This window comes from Flavobacterium sp. FG68, assembly GCF_057808895.1.
The window spans coordinates 16,140-36,475 of sequence record NZ_JBMDIY010000017.1; the positions used below are offsets into that span (position 1 = coordinate 16,140).

The following is a 20,336-nucleotide window of genomic DNA, read 5'->3' on the forward strand; positions in this document are numbered from 1 at the left end:
AGCGAATGTCTCGATATTAGAGAATTTATTTAATTACTTAGATCATTTAAAAACCAATTAATAATTTTGTCTCCAATTTTATCATTTAAGCATTTTTCATCTGATTTGAAAATAGAAATTTTTCCCAAACCACATTTATGTTTTGAATCATCACCAATAAACTTTTGAAATCCTTTAAAATCAGTTTTATTTGAGGGATATAACAACATAGCTTTCGTAGATTGCCAATACTCATTATAAACATACATCTGACGTAAATCATGAGTTGAAGGTTTATTGTTGGAAATGTTTTTCCATTTTGTATCAATGATATATTTACATGTATTATCTTCAATTACAATATCTGGTCTTATTGAAATATCGCCCCAAAAATGAGCAGATTGTTGACCACGAATAGTTACTTTTAGATCCGATTGCTTTAATCTTGCTAATATATATTCTTCCCACAAGGAATTCATATCAAAAAGTAACGCCAACATATTTTCTGAACCACTAGAAATGTTGGGAGCAAAATTTAAGATTATAAACTTTGAAATTGCTAAAGCAGTTTCATAAGAAGCAGTTTTTCTATTTTTAGGGATTTTTGAAAATGTTGCTTCGGTAACTGAAATATTTTTTACTTCAGGAAAATCTAGTTGGACTGTTTTACATTTTGAGTATAGATAATTTCCTTTAGTGCATTTTTCAATTATTTCTAAAGCTTTAAATAAAATTTGATGGACTAAATGATCTTTATCATAAATCTGGTGGGTCGTGTAAAAACGCTCTTTATGAACAAGGTTTTTACTGATGTGTTTGGCAAATTCTAATTTTCCTTTTAATGCTTTTACATTACTTGTTTCTTTATAATACTGTTTTATTAATCCTTGATGGATTAAGATTTGAACTTCATTTAAGAACCATTCAAAATAAAGATCCAGCAAATGAATGTTTTGTCGGTTCACATTTGCCTGATCTACATTTTGTATTTTTAGCTTTTTTGTTACTCGGAGCATTTCAATTAAAGCCTTTTGCCATACTGCTTCGTCTCCATTGTGATTGTCTATTTTAGGTAAAATTTCTATTGTTAGTCCATCTACTTGAATGACTCCCACAAATTGTTTGAATTTTATGCCATTGTGTCTTAAGTCGAAATATTTGTAATTATGTAATGCATTTAGTTTTGACAATGCCACAAAATGAGAATGCCTAAATTTATCACCAATAGGTAAAAAACTATGTTCAAAAACTTTAATGCTATTCATTTACTCTTCCTAATTTGATGTTTCTTTTTTATCTAATAGTAATTTTAAAGCTCCTATAATATCAAAATCGTCATTAATAATTTTTAATTTATAAGTCTGATGTCTATCTGGTTTTGAAATATTAAAGAAAGAAGGAAACGATACTTGTTTATTAAAATCTGTTTTTTCAAAGAATCCTTCGCCTAAGACTAAACCGATTTTTTCATAATCTCCATAAAAATATTCCTGTAATAATGGAATTATATTGTTTTTGAATATTTTTTTCAATCCTTCTTTGTCTTCGTTTTCCAATTTAATGAAATAAGAATGACCTATGGTATGATCTCTATCTAGTAAAACTTCAATTCTTTCATTTAAAACCTCTAAGAGATTATCTAATGTAATGTCGCTAATAATTATGCCTTCTAAAGTTTTTGAATCAGGCATAACTTCTGTAAATGAAAAACGTCTTCTTAGAGCAGTGTCCAATGCTTCAATACTGCGATCTGCAGTGTTCATTGTTCCAATGATGTATAAATTAGGAGGTATACAAAATTCTATTTCGCTTTTAGAATAAGGTAAAGTAATTCTGGTTTCGTTGTGTTTTCCTAATCTTTTATCTTCTTCTATTAAAGTAATTAATTCACCAAATATTTGTGAAATGTTTCCTCTATTTATTTCATCGATAAAAAGGAAAAAAGGTTCACTAACTTCGAATTTAGCTTTTACAATTTCTTTAGAACTTTTTAAAGCATCATTTAAATCTTCAAAGCCCGCTAAATTCGCAGCTTTATCACAAGCAATTTTGAAAATCCCGTCTTCAATATTATAACTCAATTCGTTATTTTCATCAAGAATGGGTTTAATGCCTTCTATAAAATCTTCATAACAAAATGATTGATGGAAAGTAGTGAACAAACTATTTGTTTCCGAATTAAATGTAGCATTAAGATTCTCTTTTGAAGCTTGATCGTCAAAAAATATTTTGTTTGCCTTTAATCCTTCAATTAAAGAATTCCACCTTTTCCCGCCATTTAATCGGCCAAATGTGGGGGTATAAGATGCTGAAAGCAATTCAGGAGTATCGAATATTTTTATCCATTTTACTTCAATTGTTTGAAAATCATAATCTTCATCAAGCGCTTTTGAATAATCATAATCGTGAAGTGCTTCAGCTATTGCATAAAATTTTCTACCAGAAATTATACAAAAGTAATCTCCTTTTCTAACGTAAGAGAAGTAAGATTTTATATTAAAGTTGTTTGTTTGATCTCTATTAAGAGTTTTTAAATCTCCAATATCATTATGACACCATTCATAACCAAGTCTGTTTCCTGATTTTAAATCTTCCCAAAGATAACCACCTTCTCCAGGTGCTAAATGCCAAAAGGTTTTATGTTTATTTATAAGAATAGAATCATCAATATTAATTGTTTTTTTATTCTTTTGCTTGTTAAAGAACGAATTAATTTTAAATGTTTTTCCAGTTCCTGGAGGTCCATAAAAAATTTGATTTAGTGAACTTAAATCAAAATGATGATTTTTTTCATTATTTGATTCTTCGTCAGGATTTGGATTCTCAGCAATTCCCCACAAAAAATGCATTAAGTCAAAATAGTCTTGATTAGCTTCTTTTTTAGAAATAATGTATTTGTTTAATACTGAATAACTTTTTACTTCACCTTTAAAATCTAAATATTCTGCTGCTGCATATAAGGGATCCCAAGTAAAAATATTAGTAACATTATAATCACTGTACAAAAAAGCAATTTTCCATTTGCAAGCAGGTCCTAAATCAATATTTTCAATTTTTTCAAGATCATTTGATTGAGCATATTTTATTATTGAGACTAAAATTGTTCTAATAGAATGAAAAGCTTCATCAACAGTTGAACCGTATTTAGTAAACCAAGCATACCCTTGATCTGTTTTTCTACTGTTTCCACTTACAATTGTAGCAGTATTTCTTCGTTTGTAAATACCGAATTTATATGCAGAACCTCCCCAAATACTTCCTAATAAATTAGTTTTAGCCTCAAGCCAGTAACAAAAAGATGTTTTATCTAAATTGGTATATTCTTCTAGAGTAAGTTTTTCAATTCGTGATAAAGGCCACTCTTTTAAAAAATCTTCTTTTAATTTATAATATTCTTGATTTATCATTTTTGTTTTATTTCAGTAAAGATTTCTCTAAAAGACGTAACAGAAATTAAATATCTTGAATTTTCTTTTTCTTGCAATAATATATAATGAATAATATTATGCTCTATACTATCAATAAGTATAGTTTTATTCCCAGAGTATTCTACTTTAAATTTATTGTTTGCAAAACCTTTTTCGGTTTTATTAAGTTTGTAAATTTCATTTCCCACATGCGTACTCACATTTGTAAGATCGTAAATAGTATTTTCATTATTTAGTTTGTATTCTAAAATATCACCCTCGTTTATAAGTTGAATAGATGTTACAAGTTCCATAATTTTGGTTTTTCTTAATGTGTTTTACAATATTTTTATTCCGGCTTATCAATATATTTTCCCCAACCATCAGGTATTATGTGCTCATTTTTCATCCAGAATAACCATTTATAAAAAACAGTTTGATACTTTATTTTTTTCTTATCCCATGCCATAAAATCATCATAAAGTAATTTATCCGTTATTGGTTCATTCTTTATAATTCGATTATTCCAGACAGCATAAAGTGTTGCAATAAGTTCACACTCTCCCCAACTTAGTGGCCTAAATTTTAAAAGCGTATTGTTTATTTTGACAGATTCTTCAGGGAAATTTTCTAGAAATAGGTTTTCTAATTCATCTGCCCCTGATAAAGCATGATAACGTACTCTTTTGTTATCCGTTTTATCTTGGACTACATTAAAAAATCTCATACGATTAAAATCAGTTTCAATGTTTTTGATCAAAATATCATCATATGGTCCTGCAACTTTTTTAATATAATTAGAATCAAAATCGATTTTACAAATATATTCTGTCAAGAATAATAATTTTTGAAACTTAACTCTACCAAAATCAGTTGTATTGTTTAAATTAATAATATGTCCTGCAAGAATTGTTTTTAAAGGATTTTCTATTTTTCTATCCGTAATAGAAATATTTTTAATATTTTTCTTTGGTTGTAAAGCCTCTCTTAAAACCTGTTGCAATAGTTCATCATTATAATTTTGACTTTCCTTGATACTTTTTTCTAAATTATCGCAAAATGCCATTAATTCCTCTAATTTTTTTACGATTTGCTCTTGTTCATGAAGAGGAGGAATAGGGATTATAAATTGTTCTAAATTATATTTTGGTAGTCCTTCACGGCCTGCGCCTGTTGTGGAACTAAAAATTTGTTTTTGAAAATAAGGAGATAATACCAATTTGTGTAAAAACGTATTATTTATCAGTAAAGATCTTATTATGCAAACGTGCTGACTTACGTTTCCTTCTTCAAAATCATTAGGAACTAAAGCAGATCGTCCCATAGAACCTCCAGTAATATTTAACAAAATATCATTTGCTATTACAATAGTTCCATTCATTTGCATTTGAACAGTATCGGAAATATATTTGATATCTGTATAAACCAACCCATCATCATGAATGTTTTGAGAACGAAAAAAAGGCTTTCCAACCTCAGAATAATTACTTCCTTTTGGAGTACTGCCAGATCCAATTTTAGTACAAATTTCTGCTAATCTGCACCACGTCCAATGCTCTGGAATTTTGAATGGAATTTTGTCAATAGTTATTAGCGGTAGTTCTTTTTCTTTCTTAAGTTTCTTCTCTGCAATTAATTTTGTTTTTTCTACTTTTATTTTTTTTAAAAGTCGCTGTCCAGTTTCTGTTGTATTGATATTTTTAATCAATTTTCCTTGCACAGCTTCAAGAAGAAAAGTTTGACGTAGTTGTTTTACTAAATCAAGCTGATTTATGAGTTCTATATGTAAATTTTCTTTTTCTGTAATTATACTTAAAAATTTATTGATTAAGAACAACAACTCTATTTCAATTTTATTTCCATTATAATTATTGAAATTTGGTTTTTTATCATCTAACAAATACTCATCAATGTTTTTGAATAATTTCGCTAGCTTTCTTTGCATTTCAAATGATGGAATGTTAAATTCAATTCTACTTACATCATTCTTATTAAATCCTCCTTGTGCACTCCTTGATATTGATGTTAAAAAATTTTGAAAATAGGAGCAATGTAACCAATAAAATAAAAAGTCTTTATCTACTACGTTTTCTTCTAAGAAAATTATTTTTGCACATGCAACATTATATGCTCCAGCTTTTCCTGTTAGTATTTTACCTACCGATGCTCCATATCTTCCTAAAAGAATATCATCATTTTGACAAATTTTATTGTTTTTGGTTATTGGAATAAAAGTAGGTGTGTTTTCGGAAGCAAAATCTCTAATTTGCAAAAAACGAATATAACCATTTTTAGGTTCATGAATAAATTGAGATTTCGGAGGCTGTGTTCCTCCAGAAATATCGAAGTAATCTGTAAAAAGACCTTTTTTAAATTCTTCAGGAAATTTTAAAGCAATTTTATTTAAACAATCTACAAAGGTTTGAATTGACGAATCCCTTTTAAGTTTGTTTCGATATAATGATGTTAAATCAGCCATTTACTTCCTTTTTGATTTTAATAAATAATTGATTAGTTTTAGAAATTGAAATTTGTAGTAATTCTAATAATTCAGAGCTGGTATGAGTAATGACTTCTTCTTTTTTTGCTGGATTTTTTATTGCTAAATCATAATTGCGATCAATAATTGTTTTGATATCTACTTTCCAAGCAATTTCACTTTCTTTACGATCATTCCACCAAGTTTTGATTGGATTAAATTCTTTTATCTGTATAGGTCTAGTTTTGTTATATGCTTTATGTCCTTCAGGTAACCTGTGTTCATAATACCAGATTTCTTTGGTAGGCGTTCCTTTAGTAAAAAACAGTAAATTTGTAGCTACTAACGTGAACTTGACAATTTTATAAATCCCGAAGAGATTTACCCTGTTATAGCAACTACTTCCGAATTGATGACAACAGGTGTCGATGCTCAAACCTGTAAAGTAATTGTTTTAGATACTAATATTAATTCAATGACCAAGTTTAAGCAAATAGTAGGTCGCGGAACAAGGATTAATGAAGAATTTAATAAACTTTATTTTACCATTTTGGATTTTAGAAATGCTACTGATAATTTTGCTGATCCGACTTTTGATGGAGATCCTTTAAGAATAAAACCAATTACGGATGATGTAGATTTAACTCATATAATTGATGAAGAAGAAAATGAATATTCCCCGATAATTGATGAAATAAGCGGTGAAGAAATCATTTTGGAGCAGCCAAAAGTTCGAAATACTTTAAATGAACCAAATACAGAATACAAAAAAAGAGAAAAACAATACATAAACGGTATAGATGTATCTGTTTTAGTAAGTCGTGAATTGTATTTCGATTCAAATGGAAAACCTATTACTGTTAGTCTTCAAGACCATACAAAAGAAATTATTAAAGGAAAATATACTTCATTAGATGATTTTTTATTGACATGGAATCAAGCTAATCGTAAAGATGCCATTATCAAAGAATTACAAGAACAAGGAATTTTAGTTGATGCTTTATACCATGCTGTTGGCAAAGAAGTAGATTTATTTGACTTAATTTGCCATGTAGCTTATGATCAAAAACCGTTGACAAGACTAGAACGTGCAAACAATGTCAAAAAGCGTAACTATTTTACAAAGTACGAAGCGAATGCTCGTAAAGTATTAGAAACTTTATTAGATAAATATGCAGATGAAGGTGTAGAAAATATTGAAAGTATTGAAGTACTGCGTGTAAAACCTTTTGATAATTTTGGTTCTACATTAGAAATTGTCAATGGGATTTTTGGAGGAAAAGATAGTTATACAGAAGCAGTTAAAGAATTAGAAACAGAATTATATAGAAAAGTATAATAAAAATGAATAATCACGACATATTTGTTGATCTAGTAATTAGATCATTAAATCTTGTAGAAAATGAATATTTCTATACTGCCAGTAATAATTTTCACCAATTTAGATATCATTTAAGGAATTTGGGGCATTTTAGAGGTAATACTTTTTATAGATATAGTGAACGAGGATTTGCTTATGAATTATATCATCAAATGCGAATTGAAATTAATACAATTAGGACTACAGACGATTTTTTTCCTAGACATTGCTTACAAGGTGAGATTAAAAAAATGGATGTTGAAGAAGTAGTCAATCATTTTGGTTATCAAAGATTGGGTGCGTCTTATATTCCAGATTTGTTATTTCACATACCTTCGGAAGATTCTAATGCTTTTGTTATTGAAATAAAAAGCCAACCCGAACTATCGAACAGAGATTTAAAAAATGACTTAACTAAGCTATTTAAGTTCCTAACAAGATTTAATTATGCTAGAGCAATTTTTATTGCTGTTAATGTAACTCCGGAAACCGTAGTTAATCTTATAAATGACGAACGGGATTTTATGCTACATCAACTTGATAATAATAGACTACAGGATTGTCATATAATAATTAAAGAACATAATCATACAACAGAAAATATTTTTTCTCAAACTTTAGCCCAAATATATAATGTCTAACATTTCCTCAATACTAAAAAGCATACAAAACATAATGTGGCAAGACACTGGTCTAAACGGTGATGCACAAAGAATAGAATAGTTAGGCTGGATGCTTTTTCTTAAAATATTTTCAGATAAAGACAAAGAATTAGAATTACTTGATGATAGTTATACTTCCCCAATTCCAGATTTATTTCATTGGGTAAATGAAAAAGGAAACTGGGCAGGTGATTCTGAAGGAATGACGGGAGACGAATTATTAGAATTTGTTGACAGACAATTATTCCCTGCTTTACGTAATATAGATGTGAGTACCGGAAACCGCCGTGCATTAATCGTGCGTGAGGTTTTCGATGGCAATCATAACTACATGAAAAGTGGTACCAATATTCGTAAAGTTTTGAACAAACTTAACGAAATGGACTTTAATGTCGCCAAAGACCGTCATGCCTTTGGAGAATTATATGAAACTATTTTAAAAGGATTACAAAGTGCTGGTAAAAGTGGCGAATTTTATACCCCTAGAGCCATTACTTCATTTATTACGGAAATGATCAACCCACAATTGGGTGAAAAAATATTGGATCCAGCCTGTGGAACGGCAGGATATTTAACTTCTGCTATTGAACATTTAAAAAAACAAGCTAATAGCATCGAAGATCTTCAAAGTATAGGTGAAAATGTAATGGGATGGGAATATAAACCTCTTCCTTATTTACTCGCAACAACAAATCTGATCTTACATGATATAGAAGTGCCAAATATTCGTTTTGGCGACGCATTAGATCAGCCTTTAAGTAATTTTACAGAAAAGCATAGAGTAAATGCGATTTTGGCAAATCCTCCATTTGGCGGAATAGTTGCTAATAATAATGAAACTAACTTTCCACAAAACTTTAGGACAAAAGAAAGTGCCGATTTATTTTTGATTTTAATGATTCATTTATTAAAAAAAGATGGTCGTGCAGGAATTGTTTTGCCCGATGGTTCACTTACAGGTGATGGAGTAAAACAACGTATAAGACAGAAACTTTTAGAAGACTGTAATTTACATACAATTGTGCGTTTACCTAATTCCGTATTTCAACCTTATGCGTTTCCCATCTTCATTATCACCAGTAATTTGCATTACATATTTATAATTCTCTGATACTAAATCAGCATTATGTATAGAAATTGCTTTTCGCATGCGTTCAGCGTGATCAATATCCACACAAAAAATAATTGTTTTCGCAAAACGATCTAGTCCTTTTAAGTATTCTGTCACTTTTTGCGCAACTATATCAGTTCGTTCATCAATAACAAGTTTTTTGTCAAAATCTCTTCTGTTATAAATGCGATCTTCAACTAGATTTCCTTCTTTATCAGTTTTCCCTTTTTGTGGTCTGTAACCTTCAGTATCAACATTAATTGCGACACGAATTACTTTATAAGGTGCTAAAAAGCCATCATCAATTCCTTGTTTTAAGGAATAAGTGTAAACAGGATCTCCAAAATATTCGGTATTACTAGTTTCTTTAGTTTCTCTTGGAGTGGCAGTTAAACCTATATGGGTTGCTTTATTGAAATATTTTAAAATTTCACGCCATGTACTATCTTCATTTGCACTTCCACGATGACACTCATCAATTACAATTAAATCAAAAAAATCAGGAGAAAAATCTTTATAGGCATCTTCGATTCCTGGTTCATTATTAGTTAAACCTTGATATAAACCTAGAAAAATTTCATAAGCTTTATCTTCAGTATCGATTCCCCTTTTTTTATTGCTTACTAATTCGTCTTTACCATTACTATTTGTGAGAACTTTTTTCTTTATAATAGTCATTTTATCTTTAAAATGCTTAAAATCTCCTTTTCTTGTTTGGTCAATCAAAGCAGTTCTGTCAGCTAAAAATAAAATTCTCTTTTTAGTTCTGGATTTCCATAAACGATATATAATTTGAAATGCTGTATAGGTTTTTCCAGTTCCGGTTGCCATAACTAGTAAAATTCTATTTTGTCCATTTGCAATTGCTTCAACGGTTCTATTTATGGCATTTTGTTGGTAATATCTCGGTTTTCTGCCTGAACCATCAGAAAAATACTTTTGTAAAGCTATTTTTTCTCCTTCAGGATTTATAATGCCTTTATATTTTTTGTACTTGTTCCATAAAGTTTCAGGTGAAGGAAATTCTTCATTAGATAATTCAGTTTCTATATTTTCATCATTTGCAGTTCGATCATGAAATAAGAAGCCATCTCCATTACTACTAAATACACAAGGAATGTCTAAAATCTGGGCATAATTTAATGCTTGTTGAATTCCTGAACGAATAGAATGTTTGTTATCTTTTGCTTCAATTATGGCAATTGGATTGTCTTGATAATAAAGAATATAATCTGCTCTTTTTCTTTCACCTCTTGCAGTAAGTTTTCCTCTTACATATATTTTGCCATCGGTAAAAAAGACTTCTTCTAAAATTTGTCTTTGCAAATCCCAACCTGATTTTACTAATGCTGGAGTTATAAATTTTGTGCAAATATCCCTTTCTGAAAGATCTTTTTTATTCATAAGATTTATATTACGTAAATATAATTTTTGCTAAGATATCGAAAAATATAGGTTTTTGAGTAAGGAAATGATATTCAATAAAATTTATTCTTAACTGGTGTCATAATAATTGAGTATGAAACAATGATTAATAACGGCTTAATTCTTTTGAAAATCGTTTAGCTATTTAACTTTTAGCCATTCGTTCAAAAAGATCAAGTTTTTTCATTTGTAGTGTCATATGATGCTTAACAATTCGATCATAATCATTTTCATCCTCAAAAAGCTTGCTAACTAAAACTAGCATTTCAATCCCAAAAAGTAATACAAACCAAATAAGCCATATTGTTAATGCAACACCAGATTTAGAAATTAAACTCCACATTACTTCTAATTCATCTAAAAAGCCTACTTTACTAGAAATATCTTTTTCAAGTTGAGGGCGAATATTTAGAAGAGCCGATTCTTTTTTAGATTTTTGAATATTTAATTCATGAATAGATTTTTCTAGTGGAGCAATCATAGAAATTTTGGGATTGGGTACATTTGAGCTATTAATTACTTTAACAGGGACTGATTTTTCAGTTGTAACATTATTTCCTGTTATTGGATCAAATGTGACATTTTTTTCAGTTTTATTAGTTGAGGTGGTTGAATATATTATTGAGGTAGGATTTCTTGCAATTTCAGTAATATAATTTTGTCTTTCAGTTTCTTTTTCTATAATAGCTTTTTGTAAATCATCAATCTGAGTTCTTAGTTCTCGAGTTTTAGAATCTAATGCTTTATTTACTCTAGCCTCAATAAATGTAATTTTTTCAAGTTCAATATCTTGTTGAAAAATAATTTGATCAAGAATAACAGATCCAATAATCGCCATGGTTATTGCAATAATTCCTCTAGTTACATAAAGCCAATTATTTGGATTAATAGCTAGTATTATTTGTCGTTCAATTTGAATAATAATTATTATAAAAATTATGGAGCCAGAAATTGATGCAATTATGCCTCCTGTGAGATATCTACTCGTAAAAGAATAGCCGATAAATGCCCAAAGAAGACAGACTATTAATAATGCTGACGTATATCTTTTTACAGTTTTAACTGAAATTTCGCTGCAATTTTGCACAATTGCATAGTTATATCCTGTAAGGAAACAACCAAATCTTATCCATATATTTTTCATAACTAAAAGTTCTTTTTCATTATAGAATGATGAGAAATTGCAGCTAAGCCATTATGGAAACCTCTTTTATAACTTAAGATAATTCCATAACCAATACCTTTATTCTCTTTTGCATCATTCTCAATTACCAATATTTGATTTATATGTTCTTCAGCTGTATCTTTTTTTACCGTTAATTCTTCAACAGTATCTACCATTCCGCTTCGGCTTCTGGTTTCAATATGAAAATTTATTTCACGAATAAAATCTTCATAAAATGTTTTTATTTTTCTAATTGTTCTTTCTAAATCATTTTTTAATGCTTCGATGTTCTGTTCTAAATGTATTTTGTCTGGATTTATTAAAGCATCATCATATCCTTTTCCTTCATAGTTCTTTTCGATAAAATTAAATAATACTGATATCCCGTTTTCAGAATTTGATGCAGTAGTACGATCAGTTTGAATTGCATCTGGTGTCGTTTTTTCTTTTTCAAGAAAAACGTTTTCTGGAATTTCTACAAGCGGATTTGCAAGACTGTCTTGTCGAACATCTATTGTATTACCGTTTGAATTTTGTTTTCCATTAAAAAAATTAAATAGTCCCATATTTCTAAATTTTAAATGTTTATTGTTGGTACCTTATATTTTGAATGACCACGTCTATGACATGATTCACAGAGTGTAATTAATAAGTAATCTTCGTATTCCCAAGGAAGTTTAAATTTGTTTTCACGAACTATAAAGTGATATTGTCTATGATGTACTTGAAGATTTTCAATCGAAAAACAAATTATACATTTTTGATCACGAGCTAAGATTTGCTTTCTTTTATTCTTCCACTCGATAGTAAATAATAATGAACCATAGCTGCCATGCGCTGGTATTTCTTTTGTAATTGGTTCTAAAATATTCAAGTCAATACTTTTATCTGCTTGTTTATATCGGCGGTATGTATTATTGCTTTTCATTTCATTAAAGCGATAATGACTATCAGTTGGATCAAACATAATTTGTAATTATTAATAAGGATTAATATCAACTTTTTATATTTCTATTCTAAAGCGAATTTTTTTTAGAGTTGTCAAAGATTACTATTTAACAATCAGTTATTTTACGGAAAACCATAATTGGATAAAATTTGCTTGCAACAAGTGTAATAAATAATTAAAAATCAAGCACAGAGTATTTATACGGTATTTTCCAAAATAAATTAAAAAAACAAAACCCTCAATCAAATGATCAAGGGTTTATAAATTTTAAAAAAAAAATAATTTTACTCCACATCCAAATAAGGATTCAAAATCTCAGCCAATTCATTAAGCCAGTAAAAGCTGTTTTCTAGTTTTGGTATTTCTTGCTGCAGGGTTTCGTTTTCTCTTATTAAACTTAACGAAAGAACAAAATTTACCTGTCTTAAGGCTTTTGCCATTTGTTCTGGCGCTACGGTTTGATTGAAGAAATTGGTAAGCCTAATTTCGGCTTCTTTTGAAAGGGTTTTGGTACTCATAATCTTTACTTTAGGGAAATGAAACCCGCGTGACTTAGGTGTCCTACGCTGTAAAGAGAGCGTTGCAGTTGTTTCCAATACCGCCACCATACCACACGGGCAAACTTTTTTTCTGATATCATAACTTTACTTTTAGGACTGTAAAGATATCAAAAAATGTTTTTAATTGTAAGAAAAATATTTCTTTTAAATTTTGTTTCTAAATCAAATTTCCACAAAATCTTCTAATGAAAACGAGTGTCCTAGCCCTGATCGAAGCGGCATCCTTTTTCTTGCTTCTTTAGCAAGAAAAAGATACAGCGGAGAGCAGGAATCAGCTCCTAAATAGTATTACGAATATATGAAATGGAAATGAAAACCTAAGCTTCGATAATACTCAAAATTGTCTTTGGAATTTCGGCGAAAGCCTCAAATGAATAGGGTTTTATAAGATAAGCTTTTACGCCCAGATCGTCGCATTTTTCTTTGTACGACGGATTTATGCTGGTAGAATAAACAAAGCAGGGAATGTTTTTTAAGTCTGAATTGTTTAAAATTTGCTGTAAGGCTTCGATGCCGTCGACAATGGGCATGTTGATGTCGGTCAGGATTACGTCCGGACTTTCGTTTGCCGTGTCTTTAAGGTAATTGAGCAGTTCTTCGCCATTGGCTACAAGGCTTACTTTGCCAAAATTGGGGTTTTGATTGAATGTTTCGAAGATCACATCAGCGTCATCATTGTCATCTTCGGCAATTATGATATGCAGGTTGTTTTTTTGTGGCATTTTATACAATTGGAAAGTAAAGATTAAATGTCGTTCCTTCGTTCAGTGTACTTTCGACGGTAATGTTTCCGGAGTGGTTTTCCATAATCTTTTTACAAATCGCAAGGCCTATACCGTTTCCTGAATATTCGTTTCGGGCATGAAGGCGCTGAAAAATGGTAAAGATTTTAAGAAGATGGCTCGACTCCATGCCAATTCCGTTGTCTTTAATTTGAATCTTTACAAATTTAGCATTTTGATTTGGCATTTCGGCATTTAAATTTTCTGCCTGATAAATTTCTATAAGGGGGGCAACAGCTTCTTTACTGTATTTTATGGCGTTGGTAATAAGGTTGCCAAAAAGCTGCCTGATTTGGACTTTAGAGGCTTTTATGGCAGGGAGTTTTCCTATTTTAATATGGGCTTTTTTATCTGCAATTATAATTTCGAGGTCTTCGATTACTTCGCCTATTATGGAAGTTAAATTAATTTCGGTTCGTTCTTCCTGCGCTGTGTGCGACGAATACTGCACTAAATCATCAACCAGAGAATTCAACCGCAGTGCCGATGATTTTAAAACATTCATTGATTTGGCATCGTTATCAGAAAGGTAACTTCCGTCGATTCGGTCATTATGCATGACAATTTTCCTCAGCGGTTCTTTTAAATCGTGCGAGATAACATGAATAAACTCTTCGAGATTGGTATTAATCCGGTTTAACTCTTTGATTTTTTCTTCTAGTTCCTGCTGATGATGGAGGAGGGCTTCTTCGTGTTTTTTCTTTTCGGTCAAATCGGTAATCACAATTCCAATTGCTTCTACAGAAGGTTCCAGATCGGTTAGTGCGATATAAGCCGGAAAAGTTTTTTTGTCTTCGCTCGATTTAAAAAGAATTTCGTGTGTGGCGATTCCGTACCGAAGTGCCTGAATAAGCTGGACAAACTGTGTGGGATTATCAAAATATTCATTTAAATACGTCCCGATAATTTGTTCTGACGGAATACCTACGAGTTCAGAAAAGTAGTCGTTACAGTACAATATGAGTCCTTTGCGCGAAATACTAAGCGCACCCTGTCGGAACTTTTCAATAAGAAGTCGGTACGTATAATCGGCCGTTTCGAGAGAATAAAGCTGGGGTACTCCGTTATTGTTTACTACCAGTGCATCTACATCTCCTTGTTTTATGGCTTCGACTATACTGTTTGCTTCATAAAGCTGTTCTTTTAATGACTCGATTTCGGTCAATAAATCTTCTATATTTTTATCGGTAACCTCCAAATTCTACATAATATTTAATATTCTCAGTACTTTATCTTTATCTGATAAATCACCTAAAATGATTCTTTTGGGCTCGGGACTTATCTTTAATAACGTAGGAATTGCTACTATCTGATGTATCACGGCCTGTTCTTTATCCCTGCTGATGTCTACGATTTCTAATTCGTAGTTTTCTTTGAGATAAGTATCGCATATTCTGCGTAAATTTTCAATTGCATGTCCTGATTTAACAGACATACCTGAAACAAAAAGTATGAACTTATGTTTGGTTGTACTTGTGCCATCAGATGAATCTTCCATGATTAAGCGTTTATAGGTTTAATATTAAGCCCTACAAGCACTCTTTCTTCATTAGAAAGGTCACCTATAATTTTACGGATTGGCTCAGGAAATTTCCTGACCAGGGTTGGTACAGCCAAAATTTGATCGCCTTCTGCCAATTGCGGATTCTTCAGCAAATCGATAATCTCGATGCTGTATTTTCCTTTTAAATGTTCTTCGGCGTACTTTTTTATATTTTCAAGTGCCTTGATCGATTTTGGCGTCTGGCCTGCTATATAGAGCAATAATTGCCATTCGGCTACTTCTTTTTTCATTTTAATTTTCTTTTTTCTTAGAAGATAATTTAGCCTGTAATTCTTCTGTTGCTTTCAGGATACTCAATTCTTCTTCTGCCGATTCAAATTCGGTTCTCAAGGCTTCAATATTGGCTTCCAAAACTTTGCGTTTGCGCTCAATTTCACGGTCTTTTCTGCTGATTTCGTTTTGAAGTTTAATATCAGAAATGGTTTTCTTAAACTGATGCGACTGTCTGGCAGCACCGGTCAGGATTCCCTGCGGACCTAATTCTACATCGAGTAATTCGATTCCTTTTTTAGTGATCACAAATTCGCGAACCTGATTAGAATGTCCCATTCCTCTGGCTTTGATAATAAAAATACCGCGGTTTCTTTCTCCAACGCCTTCCATATCACGAACCGTTATCCAGGTATCGACTAAAGACGATACGGATTCTTCTGCCAGATCTGGTCTAAAATTATCTGTTTGTTTATTTAATGATGTAAACAAAGCCGTAATATTATTTGCTTTAAGCATATCTATGAGCCTTACCAGCATAGAACGGACTTCCTGTTCGCTTCCTACTGTAATAAGATTACTGATTGGATCAATAATAATAGTGGTAGGCTGAAATTCTTTTATTAATTTTCGAAGTGTAAGTAAATGCAGTTCAAGACCATTTAATGACGGACGTGAAGAATGGATTTGCAAAATACCCTTTTTGATATGTTTGTCGAGATCAATTCCAATTGATTTCATATTGCGAACCAATTGCTGCGGCGATTCTTCGAAAGCGAAATAAATCGTTTTTTCGTTTTTTTCGCATTGTTCATTGGCAAAATAACAGGCAACCGTAGTTTTAGCTGTTCCCGCAGTTCCTGAAATTAAAATATTGCTTCCGCGATAGAATCCGCCGCTATGAAACATTTCGTTTAATCCGGGAACTCCTGTAGAAATAATATCCGAAGAAACTTCGTTGTCGAGTTTTAACGATGTAATAGGAAGTACCGAAATACCTTGTTCATCAATTAAAAACGGATATTCGTTTGTTCCGTGTGTTGAACCTCTGTATTTTACAATACGAAGTCTTCTGGTCGAAACCTGTTCAATAACACGATGATCGAGAACAATAACACAGTCTGAAACATATTCTTCTAATCCTTGTCGGGTTAAGGTTGCTTCGCCGCGTTCTCCCGTAATTACAGCAGTTACGCCTTTTGTTTTCAGCCAATGAAATAATCTTCGTAATTCGGCTCTTAAAATCGCCTGATTGTCAAGGCCAGCAAATAAAGATTCGATTGTATCCAGTACTACACGCGTTGCTTTTATAGAATCGATGGCGTGGCCTAATCTTATAAATAAACCATCAAGATCGTATTCGCCCGCTTCTTCAATTTCTGATCTTTCGACGCGGACATGATCTACAACGAGTTTTTTATCCTTTTTGAGCTGCTCGAGGTCAAAGCCGAGTGATTTTACGTTTAAGGTAAGATCGTCTGATGGTTCCTCAAAAGACATGAAAACCCCGGGTTCGTTATATTCTGTAATTCCTTTAATAAGGAACTGCATTGATAATAATGTTTTTCCACAGCCGGCACCACCGCAAATTAAGGTTGGGCGTCCTTTTGGGAAACCGCCATCAGTAATCTCGTCTAGTCCGTCAACGCCTGTAGGCGTTTTTGGGAATATAAAATGATGTGTTTTTGTTTTTTCCTGCACGATATAAAAATTCAGTATTATCTCAAATATACGTTTTCTTACAGAATTTACAATGAATTCTCATTAAGATTTAACAGCTGTTTAATGAAGTTTTAAAAATAAATTAAGAGAATTGATCTTTAAATATGAATAAATCGGATAATTTTAACCAAATAACTGCACATTCAATCTAAATATTTAACAGTAATTTTTGAGTTTTGCCTGAAATTGATTTTTGAGAATATTTAAATGTTAAAATCTACTTTCCAGTATACTCTATGATACCTTTAAAAAAGCAATACTATTTGCAATTTAACTTTGTCCCGTTAATTTAAAACATATAAAAATGGACAATTTAAAAGATAAAGTAGCCGTAATCACAGGCGGAAACAGCGGTATAGGCTATGCAACAGCAAAACAGTTAAAAGAACAGGGAGCACAGGTTATTATTACCGGAAGAAGAAAAGAAGCAATTGAAAAAGCAGCACTGGAACTGGGCGTAACAGCAATAACATCAGATCAATCGAGTATTTCTGATATTGAGAGTCTGGCTTTAAAAGTTAAACAGGATTTTGGAAAAGTAGACATCCTTTTCATCAATGCCGGAATTGCCGGATTAGGAAATATCGAGCAGGCAGCAGAAGAACAATTTGACAGTATCATGAATGTAAATTTTAAAGGCGCATATTTCACATTAAGCCGATTTATCCCAATTTTGAATGATGGTGCATCGGTTGTATTTCTTTCTTCGAATACTGCCAGTATGCCGGGACCGGGTTCTTCGGTTTATTCGGCAAGTAAAACAGCTTTGAATTCGGTTATGAAATCAGCAGCTTTGGAATTAGCACCTAGAAAAATCAGAGTAAATTCTGTTAGTCCGGGACCAACCCAAACCGAAGTAATGAAAAAAGTTGGTTTAGATGAAGCCACTGTAAATGGTATTATGGATATGGTTGTCGAGAAAGTACCATTAAAACAAATGGGAAAATCTGAAGACGTCGCCAAAATGGTTTCGTATGTAAGCAGTGAAGCAGCAAAATTCATCACCGGAGCAGATTTTATTATGGATGGGGGAATGGTGTTAGCTTAATTGTTAATGGTGAATTATTAATTGTTAATTCTGCTGGTGATTTAACCACAAAGATGCTAAGGTTTACGCAATCCCGATAGCTATCGGGAGCTAAGATTTTTAATCTCGCTAAGTCGCGAAGTTTTTTTGTCTCCCGCAGATTTAACAGATTTAGCAGATTTTTTTGATTATTCACAATGAATTAAGAAAATAACAATCTGCTCAATCTGCAGAATCTGCGGGAGTAAATCTTTAATCTCTGGCAAAAAAATAATAATCTGTAGCAAAAACACAAATAAAGATCGCAAAGTTATTACCCACATAGCTTTGCGATCTTCGCATTTTTATAAAACCAAACGAGCCAAAAAACCTTAGCGCGCTTTGCATTAAAAAAAATCACATTCCACTCTGTCCGTTTCACCTCAAACTTCGTCCGTTTGGACTGTTTTCTCATTTCGTAAGAATGGTTATCGATATACTTTTGACGAAGAAATTAACTGATATTCAAATAATTTAAAAATCAAAAAAAATGAAAACACTTCAACTAAACAAGCGTAGTTTTTTAAACGTCATTGCCACTGGAACTTTTATGTTGGCAACTGCCGTATCTTTTGCACAGAACGAAACTAAAACCGATTGTAATTTAATTCGTCCGTATCATATAAGCGTTTCACAGGAAGCGATTACAGAACTTCGCAATCGTGTAAATGCTACTAGATGGCCGGATAAAGAAACCGTAACAGATCAATCACAGGGAGTAAAACTAGAGCAGATTCAGAATCTGGTAAAATATTGGGGAACCGATTATGACTGGCACAAAACAGAAGAAAAGCTAAACGAACTTCCTCAATTTGTAACCAATATCGACGGACTGGATATTCAATTCATTCACATTAAATCAAAACATAAAAATGCGTTACCGTTAATTATTACTCACGGATGGCCGGGATCATTTTTTGAACTTCTAAAAGTAATTGGTCCATTGACAGATCCAACAGCGTATGGCGGAAAAGCCGAAGATGCTTTTGATTTGGTTATTCCTTCAATGCCGGGTTATGGTTTTTCTGAAAAGCCAAAAGGAACAGGCTGGGGACCAGAGAAAATTGGAAATGCGTGGGATGTTTTAATGAAACGTTTGGGTTACAAGCATTATGTTTCGCAAGGTGGTGACTGGGGTTCTGTAATTGCCGATGCGATGGCGCGCCAGGCTCCAGAAGGTTTATTGGGAATTCACGTAAATATGCCCGCAACGGTTCCGGCAGATGTTGCCAAAGCGCTTAAAGACGGAGATCCGGCACCAAAAGGATTATCGGTTAAAGAAAATGCAGCTTTTAATTCGCTGAATAAATTATATACAAAAGGCGGTGGTTACGCCGGAATGATGGTGACTCGTCCGCAGACTTTAGGTTACGGACTTACGGATTCTCCTGTTGGTTTGGCTTCGTTTTTCTTAGATAAATTCAACGATTGGACATACAGCGGAGGAAATGCTGAAAAATCATTGACTAAAGATGAAATGCTGGATGATATTTCGCTTTACTGGTTTACGAATACTGCCAATTCATCTGCTAATTTATATTGGGAGAATAACAACAATAACTTCAATGCCGTAGAACAAAAAACAGCCGAAATCAAAATTCCGGTTGCGATAACCGTTTTCCCAGGAGAGATTTACCAAGCACCAAAAACATGGGCTGAAAAAGCATATAAAAACTTAATTTATTTTAAAGAAGTAAACAAAGGCGGACACTTCGCTTCTTGGGAAGAACCGCAATTGTTTTCAGTTGAACTTCGTGCGGCTTTTAAATCATTGAGAAAATAATTTATTTTTTTTAAAACACATATAAACATAGGTTGAAAACGTGATAAAGGTTTTTGAAAAAATCTGGATTTTCACACATAGTTATGTTTGTCGATAAAAAGTTTCACGCAGA

18 protein-coding genes and 2 pseudogenes are annotated in these 20,336 nt (G+C 31.9%); 5 read left to right on the forward strand and 15 right to left on the reverse strand.

The genetic code is table 11. The features are described 5' to 3' along the window. Window positions 1-29 precede the first annotated feature (29 nt). The 5 genes from ACODSB_RS12345 to ACODSB_RS12365 are packed head-to-tail and all read right to left on the reverse strand — an operon-like array spanning window position 30 to window position 6,301. A complete protein-coding gene (locus ACODSB_RS12345) occupies window positions 30-1,244 on the reverse strand; it encodes an McrC family protein (RefSeq protein WP_488937273.1) in 1,215 nt (404 codons plus the stop codon). Between the two features lie 9 nt (window positions 1,245-1,253). Further along, a complete protein-coding gene (locus tag ACODSB_RS12350) occupies window positions 1,254-3,386 on the reverse strand; it encodes an McrB family protein (RefSeq protein ID WP_488937274.1) in 2,133 nt (710 codons plus the stop codon). Beyond that, window positions 3,383-3,700 (reverse strand): hypothetical protein, encoded by a 318-nt coding sequence (locus tag ACODSB_RS12355; protein ID WP_488937275.1) that lies wholly within the window; start codon window positions 3,698-3,700, stop codon window positions 3,383-3,385. The genes ACODSB_RS12350 and ACODSB_RS12355 overlap by 4 nt, the downstream gene beginning before the upstream one ends. A 35-nt stretch (window positions 3,701-3,735) precedes the next feature. Further along, entirely contained in the window at window positions 3,736-5,865 is a 2,130-nt protein-coding gene (locus tag ACODSB_RS12360) for a restriction endonuclease subunit S (RefSeq protein ID WP_488937276.1), read from the reverse strand. Continuing rightward, window positions 5,858-6,301, reverse strand: coding sequence for an N-6 DNA methylase (locus ACODSB_RS12365; protein ID WP_488937277.1), 444 nt, complete (start codon window positions 6,299-6,301; stop codon window positions 5,858-5,860). Before ACODSB_RS12365 ends, ACODSB_RS12360 begins: the two co-directional genes overlap by 8 nt. Here ACODSB_RS12365 and ACODSB_RS12370 point away from each other — a divergent pair. The 3 genes and pseudogenes from ACODSB_RS12370 to ACODSB_RS12380 all read left to right on the forward strand — a co-directional run. Beyond that, window positions 6,212-7,204, forward strand: a pseudogene (locus ACODSB_RS12370) (type I restriction-modification enzyme R subunit C-terminal domain-containing protein); the annotation flags it as partial. The gene ACODSB_RS12365 and the pseudogene ACODSB_RS12370 sit on opposite strands and share 90 nt — an antisense overlap. Window positions 7,205-7,209: 5 nt before the next feature. Next, window positions 7,210-7,866 (forward strand): hypothetical protein, encoded by a 657-nt coding sequence (locus ACODSB_RS12375; protein ID WP_488937278.1) that lies wholly within the window; start codon window positions 7,210-7,212, stop codon window positions 7,864-7,866. A 400-nt stretch (window positions 7,867-8,266) separates the two neighbouring features. Beyond that, window positions 8,267-8,998 (forward strand): HsdM family class I SAM-dependent methyltransferase, encoded by a 732-nt coding sequence (locus ACODSB_RS12380; RefSeq protein WP_488937330.1) that lies wholly within the window; start codon window positions 8,267-8,269, stop codon window positions 8,996-8,998. On the opposite strand, the pseudogene hsdR reads toward ACODSB_RS12380, so the two are convergent. The 10 genes and pseudogenes from hsdR to kaiC form a co-directional block, all read right to left on the reverse strand. Further along, window positions 8,942-10,402 (reverse strand): annotated as a pseudogene (hsdR, locus tag ACODSB_RS12385) (EcoAI/FtnUII family type I restriction enzme subunit R); the annotation flags it as partial. The gene ACODSB_RS12380 and the pseudogene hsdR sit on opposite strands and share 57 nt — an antisense overlap. A gap of 166 nt (window positions 10,403-10,568) precedes the next feature. Continuing rightward, window positions 10,569-11,567 carry a DUF4407 domain-containing protein gene (locus ACODSB_RS12390; RefSeq protein ID WP_488937279.1) on the reverse strand — a complete coding sequence of 333 codons (999 nt, stop codon included), beginning with the start codon at window positions 11,565-11,567 and terminating at the stop codon, window positions 10,569-10,571. Between the two features lie 2 nt (window positions 11,568-11,569). Then, window positions 11,570-12,154, reverse strand: a complete 585-nt coding sequence (locus ACODSB_RS12395) for a hypothetical protein (RefSeq protein WP_488937280.1) — start codon at window positions 12,152-12,154, stop codon at window positions 11,570-11,572. 11 nt (window positions 12,155-12,165) lie between these two features. After that, window positions 12,166-12,555 (reverse strand): HNH endonuclease, encoded by a 390-nt coding sequence (locus ACODSB_RS12400; RefSeq protein ID WP_488937281.1) that lies wholly within the window; start codon window positions 12,553-12,555, stop codon window positions 12,166-12,168. Window positions 12,556-12,821: 266 nt separating this feature from the next. Next, entirely contained in the window at window positions 12,822-13,055 is a 234-nt protein-coding gene (locus ACODSB_RS12405; RefSeq protein WP_053474499.1) for a hypothetical protein, read from the reverse strand. A gap of 359 nt (window positions 13,056-13,414) precedes the next feature. Beyond that, window positions 13,415-13,819: a response regulator gene (locus ACODSB_RS12410; RefSeq protein WP_488937282.1), complete on the reverse strand. Its 405-nt coding sequence runs from the start codon at window positions 13,817-13,819 to the stop codon at window positions 13,415-13,417. A gap of 1 nt (window position 13,820) precedes the next feature. Beyond that, window positions 13,821-15,077 (reverse strand): sensor histidine kinase, encoded by a 1,257-nt coding sequence (locus ACODSB_RS12415; RefSeq protein ID WP_488937283.1) that lies wholly within the window; start codon window positions 15,075-15,077, stop codon window positions 13,821-13,823. A 3-nt stretch (window positions 15,078-15,080) separates the two neighbouring features. Continuing rightward, the gene (locus tag ACODSB_RS12420) at window positions 15,081-15,377 is read right to left on the reverse strand and encodes a circadian clock KaiB family protein (protein ID WP_053474502.1); all 297 of its coding nucleotides are present in this window, start codon (window positions 15,375-15,377) and stop codon (window positions 15,081-15,083) included. 2 nt (window positions 15,378-15,379) lie between these two features. After that, window positions 15,380-15,673, reverse strand: a complete 294-nt coding sequence (locus ACODSB_RS12425; protein WP_053474503.1) for a circadian clock KaiB family protein — start codon at window positions 15,671-15,673, stop codon at window positions 15,380-15,382. Between the two features lies 1 nt (window position 15,674). Beyond that, window positions 15,675-17,354, reverse strand: coding sequence for a circadian clock protein KaiC (kaiC, locus tag ACODSB_RS12430; protein ID WP_488937284.1), 1,680 nt, complete (start codon window positions 17,352-17,354; stop codon window positions 15,675-15,677). Between the two features lie 325 nt (window positions 17,355-17,679). Between kaiC and ACODSB_RS12435 the strand changes: the two genes are divergently transcribed. Continuing rightward, on the forward strand, window positions 17,680-18,423 hold the full coding sequence (locus ACODSB_RS12435; RefSeq protein WP_488937285.1) for an SDR family oxidoreductase: 744 nt from the start codon (window positions 17,680-17,682) through the stop codon (window positions 18,421-18,423). Between the two features lie 508 nt (window positions 18,424-18,931). Next, a complete protein-coding gene (locus ACODSB_RS12440) occupies window positions 18,932-20,224 on the forward strand; it encodes an epoxide hydrolase family protein (RefSeq protein ID WP_488937286.1) in 1,293 nt (430 codons plus the stop codon). Window positions 20,225-20,336: the final 112 nt, after the last annotated feature.